This window comes from Rhodococcus sp. NPDC127593, assembly GCF_042671975.1.
Taxonomy (GTDB): Bacteria; Actinomycetota; Actinomycetes; order Mycobacteriales; family Mycobacteriaceae; genus Rhodococcus_F.
The window spans coordinates 30,521-54,652 of sequence record NZ_JBHXWI010000002.1 but is presented as its reverse complement, the minus strand read 5'-3'; the positions used below and the strand labels follow the sequence as shown (position 1 = coordinate 54,652).

Sequence of the window (24,132 nt, the reverse complement as noted above, 5' to 3'; positions counted from 1 at the left end):
TGACACGTATGCCCACCCACACGACTTGCGTCGTGTGGGTGGGCATACACATGTCTTCGACCGCTCAGGCTACCGGTCCGGTTACTCCGGAAGCGCTGCCACAGCCTCGGCGAACATGCGGAACGGGGCGTGGATCGACAACTCGGAGATCCACGCTGCGTGTGGTGTGATGACCAGATTCGGTGTGGAGGAGAGAACGTGACCCTCGGCGGGCGGTTCGGTCCTGAGCACGTCGACCGCGGCTCCCGACAGGTGGCCGGAGCGCAACGCGGCGTCGAGGGCCACTTCGTCGACGATTCCGCCGCGAGACACGTTGACCAGATAGCTGTCCCGCCGCATGGACCGCAGCGCCGGTGCGTCCAGCCGGCCCCGCGTCTCGTCGCTCAACGGCACGTGCACGGACAGAACGTCGCTGGTGGTGATCAGCTCGTCCCAGCTCACCTGTGTGTAGTCCGGAAAGTCTCCGCCGATCGGCCCGCGCGAATGTATCTGCACACGCATGCCGAGGGCATGTGCGCGGTGTGCGACCGCACGCCCGATCGCACCGAAACCCCAGATCCCCAGGGTTGCACCACGTACGAACCGGGGACGGGGGGTGCCCACCGTCCAGCCGCCGAGGTGAACCGATCGGTCGAGGCGGTGCGTCTGGCGGAGAAGCCCGAGGACGAGCGCCGTGGTGTGGTCGGCGACCTCGTCGGTGCAGTAGCCCGGGGTGTTCGTGACGGTGATACCGCGGCGGCGTGCCTCCTCGACGTCGAGATGATCGGTGCCGGCGGACGTCGCGGCGAGCAGCCGCAGATTCGGGACCCGATCCAGGTCCTCCGGCCCGACCTGAGCGGTCTCCGGATTCACCGCCATGGCGATGACGTCGTCACCGTGCGGCAGGTGCGGCAACACGTCGAGCATCCAGAGGTCCGGCAGCAGTGCGGGATCGGCGACGAGCGTACCGACCCCGTCCACCACCACGGCACGGCGTTTCGTGTTGTGCGCCATCTCAGGACCGGTAGTCCGGGGCGATGCGATCGACCAGACGCAGCAGCGCAGACCAGGCGAGGTCCCAATTGTCGCTGTTGTCGTGGTCATCGGTTGCGCCGACTCGGTTTTCGTTGTTCAGCTGTCGAGCGGTGTGCTCGCAGACCTCCGGCGAGGGAACGATCAGTTCCTGGCCGGTGGACTGCGCTGCGACCTGCATCTCGCATGCCCGCTCGAGATAGAACATGCGCAGGAAGGTCCGGCGCGCGCTGTCCCCCACCGTCAGGAGGCCATGGTTGCGGAGGATCATCGCGTTCTTGTCACCGAGGTCCGCGACGAGTCGGACCTTCTCCGCATCGTTCAGTGCGACACCCTCGTAGTCGTGGTACGCGATCCGGTTGTAGAACTCCATCGACGTCTGGTTGACCGGCTGAAGGCCGTTCTTCTGAGCTGCCACCGCACAACCGTTGCGGGAGTGGGTGTGTAGCACGCAGTGCGCATCGGGCCGGGCGGCGTGGATGGCACTGTGAATGACGAACCCGGCCGGGTTGACCCGGTACTCCGACGGGGTGAACAGCTCGCCGTCGAGACCCACCTCGACGAGGTTCGACGCGGTGATCTCCTCGAACAGCAGTCCGTACGGATTGATCAGGAAGCGAGGTTCCTCGCCCGGAAGTCGTTGTGAAATATGACTGAAGATGAGATCGGTCATCCGGAAGTGCGCGACGAGGCGGTACACGGCCGCCAACTCGACGCGCAGGTCCCATTCGCTCTGCTCCTGCGTCGCGGCCGGGCCGGACGCGGGAATCTGCTGCTCTGCTGTGCTCATGACGACTGTTCCTTCTGTGGGTCGAGAGTGAATGTCAGTGCTTGAGGCCGTCTTCGACAACACTCCATCGCGGTGCGAGAACGCCGCCGGCCAGAGCGATCACGCCGATGGCAACGAGAATGATCGCTGCGGGCCAGAGGTGGTCGCCGGTGACGGTCAGCACGGCGGTCGCGATCAACGGGACGCAGCCGGATACCAGTCCGGCGATGTTCGACGAGACGGCGACGCCGCTGTACCGCACCTTCGCGGGGAACAGACTGGTGAGTACGGCCCCGCTGACCGCGTACGGATAGGACACGGCAGCAACGCCCACGCTCATCCCGAGTACCACGAGTAAGGGGTTCGCGGTGCCGATCGCCCAGAAGATCGGGAACGCGAGGACCATTGTGGCGATGGCACCGCCGATCACTACGCGACACGAACCGAATCGCGAACCCCATCGTCCGCCCGAGATGATGACGGGAATCTCGATCACCGCCGCGATGACGGTCGCAAGAAGAAGCATCGAAGCTTCCAGGCCGAGAACCCGCTTGCCGTAGCTGATGATGAACGTCGTGATCAAGTAGAAGCCGCCTGCGCCGATGAGCATGACGGAAGCACCGACGAGCAGCTGCCGCCACGCCCCGACGAACACCTGGCGCAGTGGTGCCTCCGCAACGGCATCCTCCTCCTGCAAGGCCTCGAATTCGGGGGACTCCTCGAGTTGACGACGGATCAGGATGGACACTCCCAGCAACGGCAGGGCCAGCAGGAAGGGAATGCGCCAACCCCAGGAATCGAAGACGTCCTCCGACAGCAGGGCCGAGGTCAGGAAGAAGGCACCCGAGGACAGGATCGTGCCGACCGGGGATCCGAGCTGCGGGATGGACGCGTATTTCGCCCGTTCCTCCGGTGAGGCGTTCTCGGCTGCAATCGTGACCGCACCGCTCCACTCGCCTCCGACGGCCAGTCCTTGAAGCACGCGCAGCACGATGAGGGCGATCGGCGCGATGACACCGATCGAGTAGTAGTTGGGCAGCATGCCGATCAGCACGGTGGCGACCCCGATACCGACGATGGTGGTCATCAAGATCTTCTTGCGACCGATCCGGTCGCCGAGCCATCCGAACAGAAGTCCACCCACCGGACGCGCAACGAATCCGACCGCCAGCGTGCCGAACGAGGCGAGCGTCGCCGTCAGCGCGTTGTCGGAGACGAAAAACTGCACATTGAACACCAGCGCGGCGGCCGTGGTGAACAGAAAGAAGTCGTACCACTCCATCGCCGTTCCCACGAATGCAGCGAACGCCACGCGACGGGACGTGTCTCGTGGAATCGGGGTCGGGGGGCCGACCTGTCGGGTTGCCGAGGGGCTCATGGTGTTGCTCCGAATGTCGCGGGTGAAGGGCAGGAAAGTCCAATTGGCGTGTCTTCAATCAAACCGCACCCCGCAGCAGGAGGAAATCGCAATCTGCCTCGAGGAAGGGCAGGATTATTGTGTATGTGCATAATGTGACGGCGAAGGAGCAACGATGTCGGTCGAGCTGCCCCAGGTGATTCGCCCACCGCGACGAGAGCCGATGAACGAATCTCCAACGACGTGTTACCCCGATGCTCGAATCGGAGATCTCGACGAAACCTGACCGCAAACTCGGGCGAAAGGACGTTGCCGTGAGAAACCTCGCCAAGCGGAAGCAGGAGACTCTGCCTCGTTGGCGTGAACTGATCGTCGGAACCATGCGCAACACGGACGATCTGGCTGCCGCCTTCCTCGACAGACTCGAATCTGTCGAGGCCTACCAGTCCGGGCTGGTCGACCAGGGCGGTCTGCGCGATTCCGCTCGCGAGTCGATTCGGTTGATACTCGAAGCCGTCACCGCCGGCGCGACGACGACTCAGCTCAGTTCGCTGCCCTCGGACCTGGGTCGTCTGCGCGCGCGGCAGGGAATACCCGTCGAAGATCTGGTCACTGCGGTCCGTCTCGACTTCGGCATCATCTGGTCTGCTCTGCTGTGGCGCGCGAACTCGGCAGACATGGCCGTCCTCGCGTTGCACGTCGACAGCCTGTGGAACGTGGTCGACGACTACGCTCGCGCCGTCCACCAGAGCTACCTCGAGGAGAAGGCCGCGATGGCCGCCTTCACCCGCGACGAGCAGCAGACGTACCTGGCGGAACTGTTCGGGCCGGCAGGCCTCGTCCCCAGCAAGATCGAACAGATCGCCCGGGCGCTGAAGGTCGACGCCGACGCGACGTTCCGAGTCGTCGTCGTGGATCCCGAAGCATCCCAGGCAGTGCACAGGATCGCGAACACTCTCGCGGCCGGTGGCGAACAACTCTTCGTCCTGAATCAGTCCGGCCGCGTGGTGGTTCTGTGGCCGGCGCCGCGGACACCCACCCGGGGGCTCGAGACACAGCATCGGCAACTGCAGGACGTGGCCGGCGGCATGGTCGCGGCGGTATCCGGCCTCGCCGCGGTACCGGCGGCCGCGAACACCGCCCACGAGATCTTCCGGACGATCCGCCCCGACGAACACGGCCTGACGACGCTGACGGACGCGTGGGCCCGGGTCACCAAGGGCCGGCTCGACGATCAGACCGATTTCTCGGCCCACCTACTGTCCGGGCTCGCCTCGATCACCGACGAGGAACGCGAACGCATCCTCGAGACCGTGCGCGCCTACCTCGCGACGGGAAGCGTCACCGACACCGCGGCGCAATTGTTCTGCCACCGCAACACGGTGCTCAACCGGCTCGGCAGATTCGAGAAGCTGACGAGCCTGAACGTCACCGTGCCCGACCAGGCAGCACTGGCACTACTCGCGTTGGCGTGACGCGCTCACGTACGACTCGAATCCAATTCAGGCTCCGCAGAGACGTTCTCGTCGGCCTCCGATGCCGACGCGAGCTTGCTCGGCCACCAGATCTTCTGCCCGATGTCGACGGTGAGGGCGGGCACCAGGAGTGACCGCACGAGGAGTGCGTCGAGGAGCACACCGAACGCCACGATGAAGGTGATTTGCGCGAGGAAGATCAGCGGGATCACTGCGAGCGCCGAGAAGGTCGCCGCCAGAACCACTCCCGCCGACGTGATCACTCCGCCGGTGACGGTCAGGCCGCGGAGCGCTCCCCGGCGCGTGCCGATGCGCCGTGCCTCTTCCCGGCCCCGGGTCATGAGGAAGATGTTGTAGTCGATTCCGAGGGCGACGAGGAACACGAACGCGAACAGCGGGACGACGGGGTCGGCACCCGGGAACCCGAAGATGTGCTCGAAGACCAACGACGAGATGCCCAGCGTCGCAGCGAAGGACAGGACCACCGTTCCCATCAGCAGCAGCGGCACGAGTAGCGAACGCAGCAGCAGGCACAGGATCGCGAACACCACGAGGATCACGACGGGGATGATCAGGGTGCGGTCACGCGTCGACGTGGTCTTGGTGTCGAGGTCCGTGGCGGTGGTGCCACCGACCAGGGCGTCGGCGCCGTCGATCGGGTGTACGGCGTCACGCAGGCGGACGATGGTGTCCTCGGCCGCGAGGGAATCGGCCGGATCGGTCAGAGTGGCTTCGATCGCCACCCGGCAGTCCACCACCAGTGGGTCCTGCGTGCCGGGGGTCGACAGCACGGTGATGTCGCCGACCCCGTCGACCCGGGCAGCGTCGACCACCGCGTCGCGGGAGCCCTCGTTCGCGATGATCACCGCCGGCGAACCGGAACCGGCGTCGAAGTGGTCGCCGAGGATCTGCTGGCCCGCAACGGAATCGACGTCGAGAAGGAACGTCTCGGACTCCGCGACCCCGCTCGCCTCGAACTGGGGCATCAGGAGCGCGAAGAGCACCAGCACCAGGCCGGACGCCACCCAGAATCGGCGCGGGTGCGCACCGATCCGCGCCGCGAGCGCGGCCCAGAACTTGTGGTCTGCGGCCTCGTCCTTCTCGGCGTGCCGCGCGTCGAAGGCGGGCCGGGTCGGCCAGTACGCCGTCCGGCCGAGGAGCACGAGCACCGCGGGGAGGTACGTCATGGACGCGACGAACGACGCCGCGATGCCGATGGCCGCCACCGGTCCGAGTCCGCGGTTGGAGTTGAGATCGGACAGCAGCAGGCAGAGCACGCCGGCGATGACCGTGCCCGCGGAGGCGGCGACGGGTTCGAGCGTCGCCCGCCACGCGGTCCGCATCGCGCGGTACTTGTCCTGCTCGATCCGCAGTTCCTCGCGGTAGCGGGACACGAGCAGCAGTGCGTAGTCGGTCGCGGCGCCGAATACCAGGATGAACAGGATTCCCTGGCTCTGCCCGTTCAGCGCGATCACGCCTGCGTCGGCGAGCAGGTAGACGAGGAGACTCGACAGTCCCAGCGCGAAGACGGCGGAGGTGATCATCGCGAACGGGGGGATCGGACTGCGGTAGACGACGATGAGGATGAGGATCACGACGACACCAGCCACCAGGAACAGCAGCCCGTCGATGCCTGCGAACGCCGCGGACAGGTCCGCCACCTGACCGGCGGGCCCGGTGACGAGGACGGTGAGACCTCCCGGTGCGGCGCCGAGCGCGTCCCGGAGTTCCGTGACACTGTCGCCGACCTCCCCCGAGCTGTCGACGGGCACGAACATCTGCAGCGCCCGACCGTCGACGGACGGGATCGGCGGCGACACCTCGTCACCGAACCCCTCCGAACCGGCGAGGGAGGCCGCGGTTCCCGAGAGGAACTCGGTGTCGGTCGCGGTGATCCCCGACGTCCGCTCGGCGACGACGATCGCGGGCACGAACCGCGTGTCGATGAAGCCTTCTGCAGCGCGGACACCTCGGTGGCCTCGGCCGACGCGGGCAGAAACGACGTGCTGTCGTTCTGGACCATGGAGAGTTTGCCGGCGAACGGACCACCGAAACCGCCGACGGCCAGCCAGACGATCACCAGCAGGGCTGGCAGAATCCACCGAAGGCGACGAACCGGGCGTGGGCGGGGCAGTTGTGGTCACGTGCTCTCCAATGCGGGACGGTTCGACGACCGGATGCCCGGATTGCGATGTTCGATCTCCGACCGGCCGGCCTCGCAACGGGACATCGCGAAGGCCTCGCGGGTGACGGACCAGACCATCAGCCGCACCATCGACCGACTCGAGCGAACCGGGCACGTCACCGGGAGATCGATCCGCGCGACGAGCGGCGCAAGCGGGTCGCGATCACCGAGTCGGGTCGCGCGATCTACCGCCACCTACTGACCCTCGAGAAGGAGGATGCGGCCCTCACCGCCGCGGTCGGTGACGTCGGGTCGCTGCGCGACCAACTCCTCCTTCTCGTCCGGTCGCTGGGACTACCGCCCCGGGACGGTGCCGGGGACTGATCCCGTCATTACACGTTCGCCGGCAGGGCGATGACGACCTCCTGCTCGTTCCCCGGCAGATAATGGACCGTCACCACCCGGCCGACCTGGACGTGCCCGACACTGCGCGGCGGCAGGAACTTCTCGACACGCGTCGTGAACGTCGTGCCGTCGGGCCGCGTGACCACCAGCCCGAGATCGACCTTCGAGTTTCCGTCGCGGATCTCGCCGGGCACACTGAGCGACTGCACCACCGCCTGCGCGGGAACGCCGCGGGCCGCGATGTCGAGCTTGCCCGGGGTGGTGAGGCCCTGACGAATCATGGATCGGTTCAACGCGTCCTGCGCCGTCGACGTGTCTCCCGAGCGGTCGATCTCGACCTTGTCGGTGCGGCCCGGCAGGTAGCGGACGGGGAGAACGACACCCGGACGGAGAAGCGCCAACTCGGTCAGCGGCACGATCATCCTGGCGTGCGATTCGAAGATCGTGCCGTCGGCGCCCTCCACCACGAGGTCGATCCGCACTTCCGGTTGATCGTTGAGCGTCATCCCCGTCTGACGCACCGACCGCACCGTCCCGATCCCGACCGCTCCGTGCCGGAACGCGGCACTGTTGCGTCCCGTGAACGCTGCCAGCACGCTGTCGCCGGTGACGGCGAAACAGACCACGACCACGCTGACCGCGACGATCGGCCAGATCATCTGCGGGCCGACCCACGACAGCGCTTCGATTCCGTAGTTCGACCGTCCCCGATCGCCGAGGCAGTACCACAGGTAGTAGCCGACCGACCCGACGAGAAACACCAGAGCGGCGGTGCGCACGAGCTTCTTCATGATGTGTCCTTTCCGTGCCTGAACTGGGGTGGAAGAACTGGAGGGACGCGCGCGAACTCGGTTGCCGCAACTTCGCGCGCGTCCCCGGCGAGCCGGCTCAGCCGCCCACGACGGTCGAGCATGCGAACGTGATGTCGAACTTCGCCGAACTCGGCGCGGTCGGGTTGCTCATGTCGGGCGCACCGACGCCTTCACCGGTGACCGTGTAGATATCGCCGTCTTTCACGACCGTCGCGGAGCCGCCGGGCATTCCCTGCCCGAAGCCGAGGGCGTACGGGAGGCCGTTCGACCCGCCCTTGCTGCCCGCGATTCCGACGGCCTGCACCGTGTCGGTGCCGGTGATCGTCGCGGAGACCGCCAGGTCGCCGTACGTCGCGTTGGCGGTGTCCGCCAGTGCCAACGCCAGCATGTCGCCCTGCTTGGCGCAGGTGGCGTCGAAGTCCGCGTCCAGTGCCTTACCGTCGACCGCGGCCGAGGACGCACCCGCCGGGCTCGCGGCGGCCGGGGACTGTTCGGAGCTTCCACCACCGGAACTGCTGTCACTGGTGTCGCTGCAGCCCGAGACGAGCAGGGCGACAGCGGCGACCGCCACGATGCCGGCGGTGTAGACGCGCTTCTGAGTCCGAACGATCTTGTTCATGATCCGTCCTTCACGTTTCGTGAGGGGCGCACGGCGCCCGTCGTCGATTCCTTCGGCTCGCGGACTGGAGCCGATGTGAGAAAGGTAGGAACTACTCGTGCCCTACCGATCCCAGATTTGTCGACACGTCGACGGGGCATCCCTGCGGTAACCTGCTCGAATGCGGACGGCATCGAGGAGCTCAGTGGCTGCTCGGCGACCGCGGGCGATGGTCCTCGACGAGGTGTGGCGCGAGCTGGACGGCGTCGAACCGCTCAGTGGGCCGGACGGCGGACCGCTGAGCCGCACCGTGAAACTGATCCTCGATCCGCTGGTCATCCGCCCGGTGCAGAACCCGCTGTGCGCCGGTCCGATCGTCTCGTCCGACGGGGCGCAGTTGCTCGCCACCCGGGTGCACGCCTCCGCTGACGCGCTCCGGGCCACCGCCGCCTGGTTCACCCTGCTCAAACGGGTTCGCCGGGCGCTGCGGATCACGGACGGCAACCCCCAGGACCTGTACTTCCAACGCTGTTTCGAACTCGCGACCGGTTCGGGCGCCCCCGACCCGCTCCGGGACGAATCCGTCGCCGAGGACACGCTGCGCAACGTGCACGATTTCGCGGCCGGCCGCACCACTCAGGCGTTGAAAGCGCACATCACCGACCCGGCGCGGGCACGCGAACTGAACGCTCTGATCGACGTCGCGTGGGGACGGCGACCGCTGTCGGGCGCGGCCACCGGCGACCACACCGCCGAGATCGACATGGTCCTCGACGCCTGTCCCGGGGCGCGCCTCGAGCAGGACGGTGACAACGGGCGGTGGGCTCTCGACAGCCTGGTCGCCGGTCATGCGGGCACTCACCACGGGATTGCGTTGTGGACGACCGAGGTCTCGGCTCACCGGTTCGGCCTGACGGTGCATCCCCTCCCCGGACCGCCACGTCTCGGAACGTCGGCGTCCACTACGGCGCTCGCGCTCCCGTTCGACCGGTCCGTCTACGAACGCGTCTTCACGGTGCTCCGCGCGTCGACCGATCGTGCGGAGCTGCCACCGATCCACGAACTGGTCACCACCGAGATCGCCCGAAGCTGCTCGCCCTGGGCGCTTCTCGACGAGTCTCTGCGGGTCGCGGCGACGACGGGCGCCGCACTGGCGACCGGTCTCCGCCCGATCGGAACGGCGTCCTCTCCTGCGGCCACGGACACGACCGCCGTCCGGGTGATCAACGGCCGCTGGCGACGGGAGGCGTACGTCCTGCAGGCACGCCGCCTCATGGTGAACGCCGACGCCGCGTCGCTACCCGAAGCGAATCCGCTGACGGCCATCGCCGCCGAACTCCTCGAGCCCTGGCGGCCCTACCTCCGCCGCCTGTGGGTCCGCCTCCACGGCCGCGACGTGCGCGAGTTCTCCGTCCACGAACCGGACGAGCTCTGGGACCTCCTCGACGGGGTGGCGCGATCGGTCATCCTCGATCACCGCATGCGGGTCAAGCAGGCGCTCAGCGCAATTCCGCTCGCTGATGCGGCGGCTGCTGCCGAATCGAGGGCGAGTTGACGACCGGCACGGTGCGGATCGAGCGCGCGCCCGACGGGGTCTGGATCATCGCCCCCGGCGACGCACCGAGCGTCCTCGACGACGCCGCAGGCATCGACGTGGCAGTACTGGAGGTCCACGGCGGGCACCTGTCGTGGAGTGTGCTCGCAGACCACACGGTCCCGGTCGCGGTGCTCGACGACGTCGAATCGGCACAGAACTGGGTGTGGGCCGTGTTCGGCGCGGAAGTCGCGCTCGCCGTGGCGGCCGGCTCCGGACGCGACGTCACGGTCGCGCCGGCAAGACCCCGGGTGGCTGCAGCCGCACGGCGACTCGCGTACGCGCACTGGGCGGCGCGGTGGTGGCCGACCTCGACGGTCGACGCCGTCCCGCCGCTCGACGAGGGGCTGTTGAACGGCGAGATCGCCACCCTCGTCGAGAAATGCGATCTACTCGTCGACGGGGACGACGCCGTCGTGCCGACCGGCCCGGTCCTCGCCGACCGTCCCGCGCGGGCAGACGACTACGCCCTCGCGGCCGGCGCGGCGGCCGCGACGCTGCCGAGCACGCTCGTCCTGGCGCGGGGTACCACCGGATCCGACTGGCGCCGGTACCCACCCGGGCTCGTCGACGCGTCCGAGCGTGCGGTGTCGTGGGAGGTGGTGCGCGCCGCCGGGAGCACGACCGTGCGGGTGAATGTCGTTGCGATACCGGGTCTCTCCGAACCCGTTCCGGAACATGTGCGTCCACACGCGCTGCTCGGCACCGCTTCGGGCACCGTCGACGTCGCGCTGCGACTGTCGGGGGATGTCTGGTTCGGCGAGTCGGCCGCACCGCAGGGCTCGGAGGCGGGGGTGTCCGTGGACGTGTATCTGCCCGGGTTCGGCGTGAACGGTTCCGCGGACGGTGGCGGCCCGGAGGTCCGGGAGCGGGTTCGGGCCCTGGTCCGCCGGCGGCTACGTCGGGCTTCGGAGATGGCGGCGGACGACGGGTCGGACGCATCCCTGCTCGCCGAGACAGCGGCGGCTGCCTCGGATTCGGACTTCTGACGTGGGAGAACAGACGCTCGGCCCGGACGAAGCGCGTGACCTCCTCGCCACGGGGGCCGCAGCGTATTCGCGGGGAGACGTCGGCGAGGCACTCCGGACGTTCGAGCAGGTTGCCCGATCGACCACCGGCGATTTTCGGACGAGCGCGATCATCAACGCGGCCAGTATGTCCGACGAGCTGGGCGATCACACGAGGGCCGTCGAACTCTACCGGGAAGCCCTCGCGGCAATGCCGGCCGACGCGATCCGGATGCGTCCCGCGGCGCTGGTCAACCTGTCGCAGGCATTGCAGCACATCGGCGACCTCGACGGCGCACAGGACGCGCTCGAGCAGGCGCGGGGACTGCTCGCGGCAGCCGACGATCAGGGCGACCTGCGGGTAGCGTGCCTGCTGTCACTGACCGCGGTCGCGATGCACCGGCAGCAGTGGGCGCACGCGGCCGACATCGCCACCGAGTCCCTCGACGCGGCAGTGCGCTTCGCCCCCGCGCTGGCGGGTCACCCGCTCATGAACCTGGCCGCCATACACTTCGAGACCGGGCGCTTCGACCTCTCCGACGACTTCGCCGGGCAGGCGCTCCACGCGTTCGAGGCCGCGGGCGGCGTCAACGCGGTCGCCGAAACGCAGCAGAACCTGGGCATCATGCACGTCCGCTCGGGGCGACCCGACGACGCGGAGCCGCTGCTGCTGTCGAGCCAGACGTATTTCGAGCGCGGCGGGATCGGCCACCGGGCGGGGATCGGATCGAAGGTGCTGGCGTTTCTCGCCGAGGGCCGGGGCGACACCGAACGCGCGACGACACTCTATCGCCGCAGCCTCGACTATTTCCGGAGTTCCGGAGCGGTACTCGACGTCGCGGACGTCGAGACCCGTCTCGCCACCGTCGCCTTCGGCGAAGGGCGACCCGACGAGGGAGAGAGACTGCTCGCCGCCGCGTTCGACACGTACCGCGGGCTGGGGCTCGGGCTGCACTGTGCGCAGGTCGACTTCTGGCACGCAGCCCTCCTCGAGTCCGCGCTCACGGCCGCCGACACCCCCGACAGCGCCGTGCTGGCACGCGCCACCGCGCTCGCCGTGCCCGCGGCGATCGCCATCGACGCCGTGCGGTACACACTCCCGAACGGGCGTCAGCGTGAGCAGTGGAACCGCGAGATCGCCGATCCGGCGATGCAATTGGCGTTCCGGCTCGCGTACACCTCGGGTGACGCGCGCCTGGTGGCCGATCTCGTCGAAGCGCAGTGCGCGGGGACGACGGTGGACGTCGGCCGGGCCGGGCACAGCACGCCGGCGCGCCTCCCCCTGGAGTTGCCGGACCTTCCCCCGGCCGGCGCGACCGTCACCGAGGGTTCGTTCCTGCTCGGCGCCGCACTGGCCGGAGTCGCGGCCGGCGCCGGTCTGCCGGTGCCCCTTCCTCCGCGGCTCGGCGTGACGCCGGATGGGCGGATTGCACTGGGTACCTCGATCGCGGTCGCCGACGAACGCTATGGGCGCGAGGTCCGCGACAGCCGGGTGGTGCCCGCATCGTGACCTCGCCCGTCGAACTCCGCTTCCATTCCCTACGAGGACTTTCGGTGCAATGAGTGTCGCGGTCGTCACACCGTGCGTCCGTCGGTGTGGGTGGTGTGTGGCACTGACCTGCAACGCTGCCGATTCGGCGCCCATTGATAGCCCCATCCAATCTATCGAATAGGTCTCATAGATTGGACCTATTCCAATCTGCTGGATAGCCTCGTCGCTATCGACTTCCCGTCTCCACGAATAGAGGTTTCAATGGCCCTGGTCAACACGCAGATCAAGCCCTTCGCCGCGAACGCCTTCAAGGACGGCGCGTTCATCACCGTGTCCGCGGACGACATCAAGGACAAGTGGGCGGTCTTCTACTTCTACCCGGCCGACTTCACCTTCGTCTGCCCGACGGAACTCGGCGACCTCGCCGACCACCACGAGGAACTGCAGCGACTGGGCGTCGAGGTCTTCTCGGTGTCCACCGACACTCACTTCACGCACAAGGCGTGGCACGGATCTTCCGACACCATCGGCAAGATCAAGTACGCCATGATCGGTGACCCGACCCAGGAGATCAGCAGGAACTTCGAGGTCCTCCGCGAGAACGAGGGACTGGCCGACCGCGGCACCTTCCTCGTCGACCCCGACGGAGTCATCCAGTTCACCGAGGTCACCGCAGAAGGCATCGGGCGCAACGCCGCCGAACTCGTTCGCAAGGTCAAGGCCGCTCAGTACGTCCGGTCGCACCCGGGCGAGGTCTGCCCGGCCAAGTGGGAAGAGGGCGAAGAGACCCTCGCCCCGTCGCTCGATCTCGTTGGCAAGATCTGACGCAGCACAGTCGTACCGCAGGCACGGGCTCAGGTCTCCTGAGCCCGTGCGGCGGTTCCCGGTGCTCAGCTCCCGTGGGGGCAAATCGGTGTCGCACCAACACCTTCCGGACCACCTGAACCAAAATTTCCGGTTTCCGATCCCTTGTCCTCCCGATCGATGGAGTAGATTCTCATGCTCGAAGCCTCGCTTGCCGGCCAACTGAAGTCCCTGCTCGAAAAGCTGACCCTGCCGATCGAGCTCGTGTCCTCACTCGACGACGGACCCAAGTCGGTCGAACTCGCCGAACTGCTCACCCAGATCGCGGCGATGTCGGAAAAGATCACCTACGAACGCCGCGACGACGACACGCGACGCCCGTCGTTCGCGGTCCGCCGCAGCGGCACGGACATCGAGGTCCGCTTCGCCGGCATCCCTCTCGGCCACGAGTTCACCTCGCTCGCACTCGCTTTGCTCCAGGTCGGCGGCCACCCGTCGAAGGAGGCCCCCGAGCTGCTCGAGCAGGTCCGCGACCTCGACGGCGACTTCCACTTCGAGACCTACTTCTCGTTGTCCTGCCAGAACTGCCCGGACGTGGTGCAGGCCCTGAACCTGATGTGCGTGCTCAATCCGCGCATCAGCCACGTCGCGATCGACGGCGCGCTGTTCCAGGACGAGGTCGACGGCCGCCAGATCATGGCCGTGCCGACGGTCTTCCTCAACGGCGAACTCTTCGGCTCCGGCCGGATGAGCCTGGAGGAAATCGCCGGCAAGCTCGACGTCGGCGCCGCCGACCGCGCAGCCGCCGCGATCGCCCAGAAGGATCCGTTCGACGTGCTCGTCGTCGGAGGCGGTCCGTCCGGCGCCGCGGCCGCGGTATATGCCGCGCGCAAGGGAATTCGCACCGGAATCGCCGCTCAGCGCTTCGGCGGTCAGGTACTCGACACCATGGCGATCGAGAACTTCATCTCCGTTCCCTACACCGAGGGTCCCCAGTTCGGGTCGGCGCTCGAGAATCACGTCCGCCAGTACGGCGTCGACATCATGAACACGCAGCGGGCCGCGAAGCTCGTGCCTGCCGCCACCGAGAACGGCCTCGTCGAGATCGAGCTGGAAAGCGGTGCTTCTCTTCTCGCACGCACGGTGATCCTGTCGACGGGTGCGCGGTGGCGCTCGATGAACGTGCCCGGCGAGGACATGTACCGGAACAAGGGTGTGACGTACTGCCCGCACTGCGACGGACCGCTGTTCAAGGGCAAGCGCGTCGCCGTGATCGGTGGCGGTAACTCCGGAGTCGAGGCCGCGATCGATCTCGCAGGAATCGTCGAGCACGTCACTCTCGTCGAGTTCGACTCGGTGCTCCGCGCCGACGAGGTGCTGCAGCGCAAACTGCGCAGCCTCCCGAACGCCGACATCCTCCTGAACACGCTCACGACGGAGGTCCTCGGGGACGGAAACAAGGTCACCGGCCTGACCTACCAGGACCGCTCGACCGATACCTCGCACACGCTCGACATCGAGGGTGTCTTCGTCCAGATCGGCCTCCTGCCCAACACCGAGTGGCTGGCCGGGTCGGTCGAGTTGTCCGATCGTGGCGAGATCGCGATCGACGACCGCGGCCAGACGTCGGTGCCCGGCGTGTTCGCCGCCGGCGACTGCACGACGGTGCCGTACAAGCAGATCGTGATCGCCGCTGGTGCCGGGGCAACGGCAGCACTGAGCGCATTCGATCGGCTCATCCGGACGGGCGTCCCCGCCGAGGATTCCACCGCCGCAACGGTCGGATAGCTCCGCCGAGGTCGACGAGCCGTGCCTGCATGTCAGGCACGGCTTTCGGCTTTCAAATCGACCCGCGTGCCCGGTACACACGCCACGACCTGGGTGGGTAGGGGATGCTGGGACGGTGCCGACTCACCTGTGTCACCTGCTGACCGTTCCGCGACAGTACGTCCGCGACCGCCGGGTGGCGGGCGCATGGTGACCTCGCACGAACAACCGACCGCGATCGTGCGGATGGCCGACGCCGGCGATCTGTACACGTCGTGGCGGTGGACCCACGACTCGCATCCCGGCGGTGTCGGCGTCGCACCCGCCGCGCAGGTGGACGAAGCCCTCGCCGCATTGGCCCGGGCCCTGCCCGACCTCACGGATCCGCAGGGACTGCACCACGCGCTGACGGCGGGCGGTTTCTCCGCCTACGAGTCGGAGCATGATCTGGCTCAGCTTCTTTCACGCACATTCGTTCCGTTCGTCCTCGCGCAGCAATTGCACGACCTGCTCGCCCGCGGTGTGCGGCCGCACCTCCGGATCCAACCGTCGCCCCGCGTCGCTCAGGTGCCGTGGGAACTGATCGCACCCGACGCCGGGCTGCGTCTCGTCGACATCGCCGATGTCAGCCTGCTGGCTCCGCTCAGCATCGTCCACTCGCCCGGCCGACCGGTCCGAACCTGGGCGCACACCCGGCAACTCCCGGTCGTCGCGGTGCTCGACCCGCGGGTGCCGGGCTTCCGTGCGGATTCGGAACTCGGCTCGGTCCTGGGGCGGATGGCCGCGGACAACCCGCTGTCGCAGCGGGTCGCGACGTACGCCGACGAGGGCCGGCTGCTCCCTTCCGTGGACGGTTCGACGGACTGTTTCCGCCGCGAAGACGTCGACCGGGAGTGGCTCGGTGCAGCGTTGCGTGAGGGTGCGGGCCGGCTGGTCTACGTCGGGCACGTCACCGCGGCGGCACCCGAATCCGGTCAGAGCGAGCACGCCGAACTGCACCTCGCCTGCGCCGCGGACTCCGTCGGGTTCGCGGAGCCGACCCGCGCCCACCGGCCGTTGTCCGCGAAGGACCTTCTGCTGGGAACGCACACGCTCACGGCCGAGCCGATCCGCGGCGCGGAGTTGTGGCCGATCCCGAGCAGGGTTGCGCTGATCGCCTGCGAGAGCGGCGGTGACCTGCGGTTCAGCGAGGCACTCGGACTGGTCTCCGCGATGATCGCCGGCGGGGCGGAACTCGTCACCGCCAGCCGCTGGGCCCTGCCCACCGACCTCGCGTTCCAGCGCATCGCCGGCGCCGCATCGCACGCGCGGCCGCTGCAGGACGCAATCTGCTCGATCGACGCGGCGCACGAACTGCCCGACGCGGTCGGCGCCCTCTGCGACTGGCAACGCGACCGGGTGGCCGCCTGGCGGGACGAGCGGACGATCGAGCACTCACCGGTGCTGTGGGCGGCGTTCGCGACGGTCTCGACGCACTGATCCGCCTCGGCCGTCCGTTCCCCACATCGTGTCGGCCGGTCGTTGTACCGTCGTTGCTGTCGGTTCCGGCACGAAGAAGGAGCATGTCCCATGACCTCTCGGCTCAACCCCTACATCAGCTTCGACGGCAACGCGCGGCAGGCAATGGAGTTCTACAAGGACGTCTTCGGCGGCACCCTTGCGTTGAACACGTTCGGTGAATACGGCGCGCCGGAGGGCGAGGGCGCAGACAAGATCATGCACGCCATGCTCGAGTCGGACAACGGCTACACGCTCATGGGTGCAGACACCCCGCCCGGTATGGAACACAACCCGGGGACCAACATCGCGGTGAGCCTGAGCGGAGACGACGGCGACGAACTCCGCGGCTACTGGGCCAAGCTCGCCAACGGCGGATCCGTGTCCGTGCCCCTGGAGAAGCAGATGTGGGGAGACGAATTCGGTGCCTGTACAGACAAGTTCGGCATTTCATGGATGGTCAACATCGCCGGCACACCAGGCTGATCGCAGCGCCGGGTAGTCCTGCAGATCGATGTCGGTGGCGAAGGAGTCGGTCAGCTTCATCATCAGGCCGAACAGGAACGTGGACTTGAACGTCCAGTTTCGCAGCCTGATTCGAGTCGCCGACTTCGGCGCGAGAAACGGTCCGGCGCTGCCCTTGCGGGCGATCTTCGCGTACCCAAGCATCTGCTCGTTGTAGCGTCCGAACGCCACGCGGTGGTCGGCGTCGGCGGCAGCGAGCTCACCCGCCAGTACATACGCACCCACGAGGGCGAGTCCGGTCCCGAAGCCGCCCAGCGTATTTCCGTACGCGGCGTCGCCGACCAAGGCCACACGGCCGGCGGTGTAGGTATCGGTCTCGACCCTCGCGATCGAGTCGAGGTAGAAGTCAGGCGCGTCGTCCAGTTGCGCGAGCAGGCGGGGCACGCGCCAACCCGCATCGGCATACGCGGTGGTCAGCATTCGTTTCTGCTGGGTGATGTCGGCGCGGTCGTACTCGATCTTGTCGGAGGCGAAGACGAACAACTCCGGAGCCTTCGGTCCACCGACGACGGCCATCCGTCCCGGCTCGTTGTACATCAGTCCCGTCCCGCGTTCCCTGTCCGGCGATTCGTCACTCGCCGAGCGCGTGGTCCCGACGACGGCGTAGTAGTACCCGAGGAATCGGACGAACTCGTCCTCCGGCCCGAACCGGTGCCGGCGGACGGCCGAGTGGATGCCGTCGGCGCCGAACACCAGGTCGAACCGGCGTGCGTCCGACTTCTCGAACGTGACGTCGACGCCCGAGTCCGTGTCGATCAGAGCGGTGACGGAATCGCCGAAGAGGTACTCGCACGAATCCGCGGTGCGCCGGTAGAGGATCTCGGTCAGGTCGCCCCGCAGGATTTCGACGTCGCCGCCGACGAATTCCCCGGGGATGGTCGCCAAGTGCCTGTCGCGTTCGTCGACGATTAGGAGGTCGGTCTTCCCGGTCTGCCTGAGGTGCACGTCGTCGAGTATTCCCATCCTCTCCAACACTTTTCGGTGAATCTCCCCCTTGAAGTCGACGGCCTGGCCGCCGAGCCGGAGGTCCGGTGCCCGCTCGACGACGGTGACGGCGTATCCGCAGCGGCTGAGCCAGAACGCCAGAGCAGGCCCGGCGATGCTTGCACCCGAGATCAGGACGGTTCTATTCGGCATGGGAGCCTCCACGGATTAATTGCGTCTGACGGACGCAATTCAGTGTATGGTAGACACTATTCCGGATCAAGAGTCGGCCCGGAGGAGCGCAGATGGTCACCCAGCCCCGTACCGCCGAGCTGCTGTGGGGATCGTCGGAGAGACCGAAGCGGGGACCGAAACCTGCGCTGAGCCTCGCGCAGATCGTCGCCACCGCGATCTCGATGGCGGATGCCGAGGGCCTCGCCACGCTGTCGATGCAGCGCCTCGCAGAGGACCTCGGGTTCACCAAGATGTCCCTCTACCGCTACACCCCCGGCAAGGCGGAGTTGACCGCCCTCATGCTCGATGCCGCTCTCGGACCCGCGCCCGACCTGTCCGAGATCGACGGCGGCTGGCGCGCTGCGCTCCACGAGTGGGCTCTCCGGATGTGGGCGGGCCTCCGGCGGCATCCGTGGGTAGTCGACGTCGCGGTCGGTCCGCGAGTGCTGGGCCCGAACGAACTGGACTGGCTCGAAACCGGCCTCGAGGCGCTGCGCGACACCGGACTCACCGGCGGGGAACGCCTGGACGCGGTGGTCCTGATCACCGGCCACGTGCGCAGCCTCGCTCAGCAGACGACGGCACCCGGCGCCGAAACCGACACACCCGAGAAGTCCCTGAACGCGATCATGACGGGAATCCTCGCCGACCACGCCGACCGCTACCCCCAGGTGACAGCCGCGTTCGCGTCGGCCAGCTCCATGTCAGGGCAGGACGACGCGCTGGAATTCGGCCTGGCTCGGATCTTCGACGGTCTCGCCGCCCTCGTCTCGGCCCGCGCCGAATAGCAGAGTGCGGGGGCCCTCAGCTCGCCTGCGGTTTCAGGTCGCCGTAGTAGGTGTGCGCCTTGCCGGCCAGGAGCCACAGAGGGGCGGACGCCTCGTCGTCGGACAGATAGCCCTTGTCACGTCCGTCCGCCAGGTACTGGGAGCGCACCCACTCCTCCATCGCCTCGGTCGACTGGTCGGGCAGCCCGTAGATCTGCGCGACCGCGCGGTGAAGTTGTTCGTCGTCGACGGTCATTCCCTGCGGCTGCTTTCGCAGATTCAGCGCCTTGTCCGTCTCCCCCGCCCGGTGCAGGTGCACGATGTGGAACGCCATCTCGCACACGAACGGCTGATTTCGATTCACGATGCTCCTCTCCGTTCGTCACCATCGATCGTCCCGCCCGAGTCCGTCCGGCGCCAGTGCGCAACTACCGACCGGTCCGCGCTCCCCGCCCGCTCCTCCTATGTTCGGGACCGAATGACGCATTGCCACGCCGGATCTCGGTTGTGCTCGTGTGACGCCGACGGTGAATCAGCGCGCGGAGTGTGGCCGAGTTCTGGTAGCCCACAGCGGACGCGATCGTGTCGACGCTCTGCTGTGTCGTGCGCAGGAGGAACGTCGCCTGATCGAGTCGGATCTCCTGAACGAATTCCACCGGCGACATACCCAGCACAGCGGCGGTGGTGCGTTGCAGCGTTCGTTCACTCACCCCGATCGCGTGTGCGACCGCGTTGATCGGCAACGGTTCCGCGAGGTGATCGCGAATCCACCGTTCGAAGGCGGTCATCGTCGGATCGGCGGTAGCGAGCAGGGACGGCACCGCGAAGATTGCCTGCGAGGGCCGGTCGCCGATCAGGAGGTACCGCGCGACGAGATCCGCCAGCGCGGGGCTGTTCTGCTGGACGATCGTCAGCGCGAGATCGATGTGTGCGAACGCCGCCCCGGCCGTCGTCACCCGGTCGTCGTGGATGAGCGTGCGCCGCTCGTCGAGGTCGACGCGGGCATAGCGGGCGCGGAACGCCGGCCCGAGCCACCAACTCGTCGTCGCGGTCAAGCCGTCGAGCACCCCGGCCTCGGCCAGGAAGAACGTCCCGCTGCAGGCCGCGGCGAGGGCAACCCCGGAACTGCGACCCTCCGCGACCCAGTCGAGGGCGGGATGCCCACGCACGACGTCGACGATCCGATCCGGCGTCTTCACCCCGACGGCGGGCATGACGAGGACGTCGGGCGGCTCGGCGACCTCCCTCAGCGGGGTGGTGGCCAGGACGAGTCCGTGACCGGTGCGGACCGACGATCCGACGGCGACCGGGGTGACCGTGAACGCCTGGTCACCGGCCTCCGCGTCGTCGCGCAGGGCGTCAGCCGTCGCCAGGACGTCGAGCATGACACTCAGACCCGAATCGAACATGCCGTCCACGGCGAGCACCGCGACTCTCATGACGGAAACGGTAACAAAGGTGGCGCGTCCGCCGCCCCGCTTGCCGCTCGTCGCCCATAGCGTCAGGGGTGGACGACGCCGGAAACCGATGAGGAGGAGACATCATGACGATCGACAGAGGAATACTGGCACTGCTCGAGGCCAAGCCCGGCAAGGGCGAAGAACTGGCCGCGTTCCTGGAGCAGGGACGCGCCCTGGCGGCAGAAGAACACGGCACCGTCACCTGGTACGCGTTCAAAGTCAGCGACACGACATACGGCATCTTCGACACGTTCGAGAACGAGGAAGCCCGGCAGGCGCATCTGACCGGAGCCATCCCCCAGGCACTGGGCAACGTCGGCCCCGAGCTACTCGCCAAGGACCCCGACATTCGTCCCGTCGACGTCATCGCCGTCAAGTAGCACGCACCCCGAGCACGGTTTACCGCCATCTCCCGTCGGGCACCCGAGTACGGACATCGGCCGATGAGAGGTTTGGTTCCCAGTGCGAGCAGTCACGTGGCAAGGCAAACGAAAGGTCAGCGTCGACACCGTCGCCGATCCGAAGATCCAACACCCGACGGACGCCATCATCAGGGTCACGACGACGAACATCTGCGGTTCCGATCTGCACCTGTACGAAACTCTCGGTCCGTTCATGGGACAAGGGGACATTCTCGGCCACGAACCGATGGGGATCGTCGAGGAAGTCGGGGCGGAGGCGGGCAACCTGAAGATCGGCGACCGCGTCGTGATCCCGTTCCAGATCTCGTGCGGCGACTGTTTCATGTGCAACTTGCAGCTGTACACGCAGTGTGAAACGACGCAGGTTCGCGAACAGGGCAAGGGAGCGGCGCTGTTCGGTTTCTCCAAGCTCTACGGCGAGGTGCCGGGAGGACAAGCCGAGTACCTGCGCGTCCCCCAAGCCCAGTTCACCCACATGAAAGTTCCCGAGGGCCCGCCGGATTCCCGTTTCGTCTACCTGTCCGATGTGCTGCCGACGGCGTGGCAGTCGGTCGAGTACGCCGCGATCCCCGAGGGCGGGTCGGTCACCGTGCTCGGCCTCGGACCGATCGGAGACATGGCGGCGCGCATCGCCCACCACAAGGGCGTCCGGGTCATCGCGGTCGACAACGTCCCTGAACGTCTTGCTCGCGCCAAGGCCCGGGGCATCGAAACCCTGGACCTGGACGAGCACGGCGGCGACCTCGCCGACGTCATCCGCGATGCGACCGACGGTCGGGGCACCGACTCGGTGATCGACGCGGTCGGCATGGAGGCGCACGGTTCACCGATCGGCAAACTCGCCCAGCAGATCGTCGGGTACCTTCCCGATGCGGTCGCGGCGCCCCTCATGCAGAAGGCGGGTGTCGACCGTCTCGGCGCGCTGTATTCGGCGATCGACATCGTCCGCCGCGGAGGCACCATTTCCATCATCGGCGTCTACGGCGGCATGGCCGACCCGATTCCCATGCTCACCTTGTTCGACAAGCAGATTCAGCTGCGCATGGGCCAGGCCAACATCAAGAAGTGGGTCGACGACATCATGCCGCTCCTCGGCGACGACGACCCACTCGGCGTCGACACCTTCGCCACCCACGAACTCCCCCTCGAACAGGCACCCCACGCCTACGAGATCTTCCAGAAGAAGCAGGACGGTGCGGTGAAGATCCAGCTCAAACCCTGAGCAACGCAGGCGCAAGCGGCGGTGGCCGGGGCTCCCTGACGGGTGACCCGGCCACCGCCGCCGTTTTGCGCAAACCGGATAGACCTCTCGGCGAGAAGCCCGCTGACCTGCACGGATGCCGACGAAATCCACATCACGCCCAGCGCATAGCGGATTGCCCCTTCCAGTGACGCCCCTCACACTTGTAAGCAAGGAAACCTGATATTCAGCGAACAGCTGTCGCAGGTCTTGCGTACGACCCGGCCGCCGCGAGGCGGCCGCCGAACGAGGAGCAGTCAAGAATGGCGCGAACCCTTCCCCCTGGCGTTTCCGACGAGCGATTCGACGCGGCGCTCCAGCGCTTCCGCGACGTCGTGGGTGACAAGTGGGTCCTGTCGACCGCAGACGAACTCGAAGCGTTCCGCGACCCGTACCCGGTCGGCGCTGCCGAGGCCAACATGCCGTCGGCCGTCGTCTCACCGGAGTCGACCGAGCAGGTCCAGGACATCGTCCGGATCGCCAACGAGTACGGCATCCCCCTCTCCCCGGTCTCGACCGGAAAGAACAACGGTTACGGCGGCGCCGCTCCGAGGCTGTCGGGTTCGGTGATCGTCAAGACCGGCGAACGGATGAACCGAATCCTCGAGGTCAACGAGAAGTACGGTTACGCACTGCTCGAACCCGGGGTCACCTACTTCGACCTGTACGAGTACCTCCAGAGTCACGATTCCGGCCTGATGCTCGACTGCCCCGACCTGGGATGGGGCAGTGTGGTCGGTAACACCCTGGACCGCGGCGTCGGGTACACCCCGTACGGCGATCACTTCATGTGGCAGACGGGGCTGGAAGTGGTTCTGCCGCAGGGTGATGTGATGCGGACCGGCATGGGCGCACTGCCCGGCAGCGACGCGTGGCAACTGTTCCCCTACGGTTTCGGCCCCTTCCCGGACGGCATGTTCACCCAGTCCAATCTCGGGATCGTCACCAAGATGGGGATCGCCCTGATGCAACGGCCGCCCGCATCGCAGTCGTTCCTGATCACCTTCGACAAGGAGGAGGATCTGGAGCAGATCGTCGACATCATGCTGCCGCTGCGCATCAATATGGCTCCGCTGCAGAATGTTCCGGTGCTGCGCAACATCTTCATGGACGCGGCCGCGGTGTCGAAGCGCACCGAATGGTTCGACGGCGACGGGCCGATGCCGGCCGAAGCGATCGAGCGGATGAAGAAGGATCTGGACCTCGGATTCTGGAACTTCTACGGCACCCTGTACGGACCGCCGCCGCTGATCGAGATGTACTACGGGATGATCAAGGAGGCGTTCGGCCAGATTCCCGGTGCCCGCTTCTTCACGCACGAGGAACGCGACGACCGCGGTGGACATGTGTTGCAGGACAGGCACAAGATCAACAACGGCATCCCCAGCCTGGACGAACTGCAACTCCTGGACTGGGTGCCCAACGGCGGGCACATCGGATTCTCCCCGGTGTCGGCGCCGGACGGGCGCGAGGCGATGAAGCAGTTCGAGATGGTCCGCGCTCGCGCCGACGAATACGCCAAGGACTACGCGGCGCAATTCATCGTCGGACTCCGCGAGATGCACCATGTGTGCCTGTTCATCTACGACACGGCGATTCCCGACGCTCGTGAGGAAATCCTGCAGATGACGAAGGTCCTCGTCCGCGAGGCCGCCGAAGCGGGCTACGGCGAATATCGCACCCACAACGCCCTGATGGACGACGTGATGGCGACGTTCGACTGGGGCGACGGTGCGCTGCTGAAGTTCCACGAGAAGATCAAGGACGCGCTCGACCCCAACGGCATCATCGCGCCCGGCAAGTCCGGTGTGTGGCCGCAGCGGTTCCGTGGCCAGAACCTCTGACGC

General features: G+C 67.2%; 20 protein-coding genes and 2 pseudogenes. 13 read left to right on the top strand and 9 right to left on the bottom strand.

The features are described 5' to 3' along the window. Nucleotides 1–81: 81 nt before the first annotated feature. From ACFVJ3_RS02010 to ACFVJ3_RS02000, 3 genes are read right to left on the bottom strand one after another with little or no spacing between them, the layout of a single operon-like run. Nucleotides 82–993, bottom strand: coding sequence for an NAD(P)-dependent oxidoreductase (locus tag ACFVJ3_RS02010; RefSeq protein WP_378450456.1), 912 nt, complete (start codon nt 991–993; stop codon nt 82–84). A 1-nt stretch (nt 994) separates the two neighbouring features. Continuing rightward, complete coding sequence (locus tag ACFVJ3_RS02005) at nt 995–1,801, bottom strand: class II aldolase/adducin family protein (protein ID WP_378450455.1); 807 nt, start codon at nt 1,799–1,801, stop codon at nt 995–997. Nucleotides 1,802–1,835: 34 nt separating this feature from the next. Then, the gene (locus ACFVJ3_RS02000; protein ID WP_378450454.1) at nt 1,836–3,158 is read right to left on the bottom strand and encodes an MFS transporter; all 1,323 of its coding nucleotides are present in this window, start codon (nt 3,156–3,158) and stop codon (nt 1,836–1,838) included. Nucleotides 3,159–3,451: 293 nt separating this feature from the next. Between ACFVJ3_RS02000 and ACFVJ3_RS01995 the strand changes: the two genes are divergently transcribed. Next, on the top strand, nt 3,452–4,612 hold the full coding sequence (locus tag ACFVJ3_RS01995; protein WP_378450453.1) for a PucR family transcriptional regulator: 1,161 nt from the start codon (nt 3,452–3,454) through the stop codon (nt 4,610–4,612). 5 nt (nt 4,613–4,617) lie between these two features. Here ACFVJ3_RS01995 and ACFVJ3_RS01990 read toward each other — a convergent pair. Next, nucleotides 4,618–6,692: pseudogene (locus ACFVJ3_RS01990) on the bottom strand (MMPL family transporter). A gap of 115 nt (nt 6,693–6,807) precedes the next feature. Here ACFVJ3_RS01990 and ACFVJ3_RS01985 point away from each other — a divergent pair. After that, nucleotides 6,808–7,121: pseudogene (locus tag ACFVJ3_RS01985) on the top strand (MarR family transcriptional regulator); the annotation flags it as partial. 8 nt (nt 7,122–7,129) lie between these two features. Here the strand turns inward: ACFVJ3_RS01985 and ACFVJ3_RS01980 are convergent. Further along, nucleotides 7,130–7,933 (bottom strand): hypothetical protein, encoded by an 804-nt coding sequence (locus ACFVJ3_RS01980; RefSeq protein ID WP_378450452.1) that lies wholly within the window; start codon nt 7,931–7,933, stop codon nt 7,130–7,132. 97 nt (nt 7,934–8,030) lie between these two features. Further along, nucleotides 8,031–8,573, bottom strand: a complete 543-nt coding sequence (locus ACFVJ3_RS01975; RefSeq protein ID WP_378450451.1) for a lipoprotein LpqH — start codon at nt 8,571–8,573, stop codon at nt 8,031–8,033. Between the two features lie 208 nt (nt 8,574–8,781). Between ACFVJ3_RS01975 and ACFVJ3_RS01970 the strand changes: the two genes are divergently transcribed. The 7 genes from ACFVJ3_RS01970 (at nt 8,782) to ACFVJ3_RS01940 (ending at nt 17,199) form a co-directional block, all read left to right on the top strand. After that, on the top strand, nt 8,782–10,107 hold the full coding sequence (locus tag ACFVJ3_RS01970; protein WP_378450630.1) for a hypothetical protein: 1,326 nt from the start codon (nt 8,782–8,784) through the stop codon (nt 10,105–10,107). Then, on the top strand, nt 10,104–11,135 hold the full coding sequence (locus ACFVJ3_RS01965; RefSeq protein WP_378450450.1) for a hypothetical protein: 1,032 nt from the start codon (nt 10,104–10,106) through the stop codon (nt 11,133–11,135). Before ACFVJ3_RS01970 ends, ACFVJ3_RS01965 begins: the two co-directional genes overlap by 4 nt. A 1-nt stretch (nt 11,136) precedes the next feature. Beyond that, the gene (locus ACFVJ3_RS01960) at nt 11,137–12,663 is read left to right on the top strand and encodes a tetratricopeptide repeat protein (protein WP_378450449.1); all 1,527 of its coding nucleotides are present in this window, start codon (nt 11,137–11,139) and stop codon (nt 12,661–12,663) included. A 243-nt stretch (nt 12,664–12,906) separates the two neighbouring features. After that, nucleotides 12,907–13,470: an alkyl hydroperoxide reductase subunit C gene (gene ahpC, locus ACFVJ3_RS01955; RefSeq protein ID WP_378450448.1), complete on the top strand. Its 564-nt coding sequence runs from the start codon at nt 12,907–12,909 to the stop codon at nt 13,468–13,470. A gap of 174 nt (nt 13,471–13,644) precedes the next feature. Then, nucleotides 13,645–15,237, top strand: coding sequence for an alkyl hydroperoxide reductase subunit F (ahpF, locus tag ACFVJ3_RS01950; RefSeq protein ID WP_378450447.1), 1,593 nt, complete (start codon nt 13,645–13,647; stop codon nt 15,235–15,237). A 186-nt stretch (nt 15,238–15,423) separates the two neighbouring features. Next, the gene (locus ACFVJ3_RS01945) at nt 15,424–16,695 is read left to right on the top strand and encodes a CHAT domain-containing protein (RefSeq protein ID WP_378450446.1); all 1,272 of its coding nucleotides are present in this window, start codon (nt 15,424–15,426) and stop codon (nt 16,693–16,695) included. Between the two features lie 90 nt (nt 16,696–16,785). Further along, nucleotides 16,786–17,199 (top strand): VOC family protein, encoded by a 414-nt coding sequence (locus tag ACFVJ3_RS01940; RefSeq protein WP_378450445.1) that lies wholly within the window; start codon nt 16,786–16,788, stop codon nt 17,197–17,199. Here the strand turns inward: ACFVJ3_RS01940 and ACFVJ3_RS01935 are convergent. Further along, a complete protein-coding gene (locus ACFVJ3_RS01935) occupies nt 17,164–18,375 on the bottom strand; it encodes an FAD-dependent monooxygenase (protein ID WP_378450444.1) in 1,212 nt (403 codons plus the stop codon). The genes ACFVJ3_RS01940 and ACFVJ3_RS01935 overlap by 36 nt on opposite strands. A gap of 92 nt (nt 18,376–18,467) precedes the next feature. Here ACFVJ3_RS01935 and ACFVJ3_RS01930 point away from each other — a divergent pair, with 92 nt between their 5' ends. Next, nucleotides 18,468–19,184: a TetR/AcrR family transcriptional regulator gene (locus ACFVJ3_RS01930; RefSeq protein WP_378450443.1), complete on the top strand. Its 717-nt coding sequence runs from the start codon at nt 18,468–18,470 to the stop codon at nt 19,182–19,184. Nucleotides 19,185–19,200: 16 nt separating this feature from the next. Here the strand turns inward: ACFVJ3_RS01930 and ACFVJ3_RS01925 are convergent, their stop codons facing one another. Together ACFVJ3_RS01925 and ACFVJ3_RS01920 are read right to left on the bottom strand one after the other, a co-directional pair. Next, nucleotides 19,201–19,527, bottom strand: coding sequence for a hypothetical protein (locus ACFVJ3_RS01925; RefSeq protein ID WP_378450442.1), 327 nt, complete (start codon nt 19,525–19,527; stop codon nt 19,201–19,203). 64 nt (nt 19,528–19,591) lie between these two features. Beyond that, entirely contained in the window at nt 19,592–20,602 is a 1,011-nt protein-coding gene (locus ACFVJ3_RS01920) for a GlxA family transcriptional regulator (protein ID WP_378450441.1), read from the bottom strand. Nucleotides 20,603–20,706: 104 nt separating this feature from the next. Between ACFVJ3_RS01920 and ACFVJ3_RS01915 the strand changes: the two genes are divergently transcribed. From ACFVJ3_RS01915 to ACFVJ3_RS01905, 3 genes are all read left to right on the top strand, one after another. Next, nucleotides 20,707–21,003: a putative quinol monooxygenase gene (locus tag ACFVJ3_RS01915; RefSeq protein WP_378450440.1), complete on the top strand. Its 297-nt coding sequence runs from the start codon at nt 20,707–20,709 to the stop codon at nt 21,001–21,003. An 82-nt stretch (nt 21,004–21,085) separates the two neighbouring features. Next, nucleotides 21,086–22,267: a zinc-dependent alcohol dehydrogenase gene (locus ACFVJ3_RS01910; RefSeq protein WP_378450439.1), complete on the top strand. Its 1,182-nt coding sequence runs from the start codon at nt 21,086–21,088 to the stop codon at nt 22,265–22,267. Nucleotides 22,268–22,548: 281 nt separating this feature from the next. Further along, nucleotides 22,549–24,129: an FAD-binding oxidoreductase gene (locus ACFVJ3_RS01905; RefSeq protein WP_378450438.1), complete on the top strand. Its 1,581-nt coding sequence runs from the start codon at nt 22,549–22,551 to the stop codon at nt 24,127–24,129. The last annotated feature ends 3 nt before the right edge of the window (nt 24,130–24,132 follow it).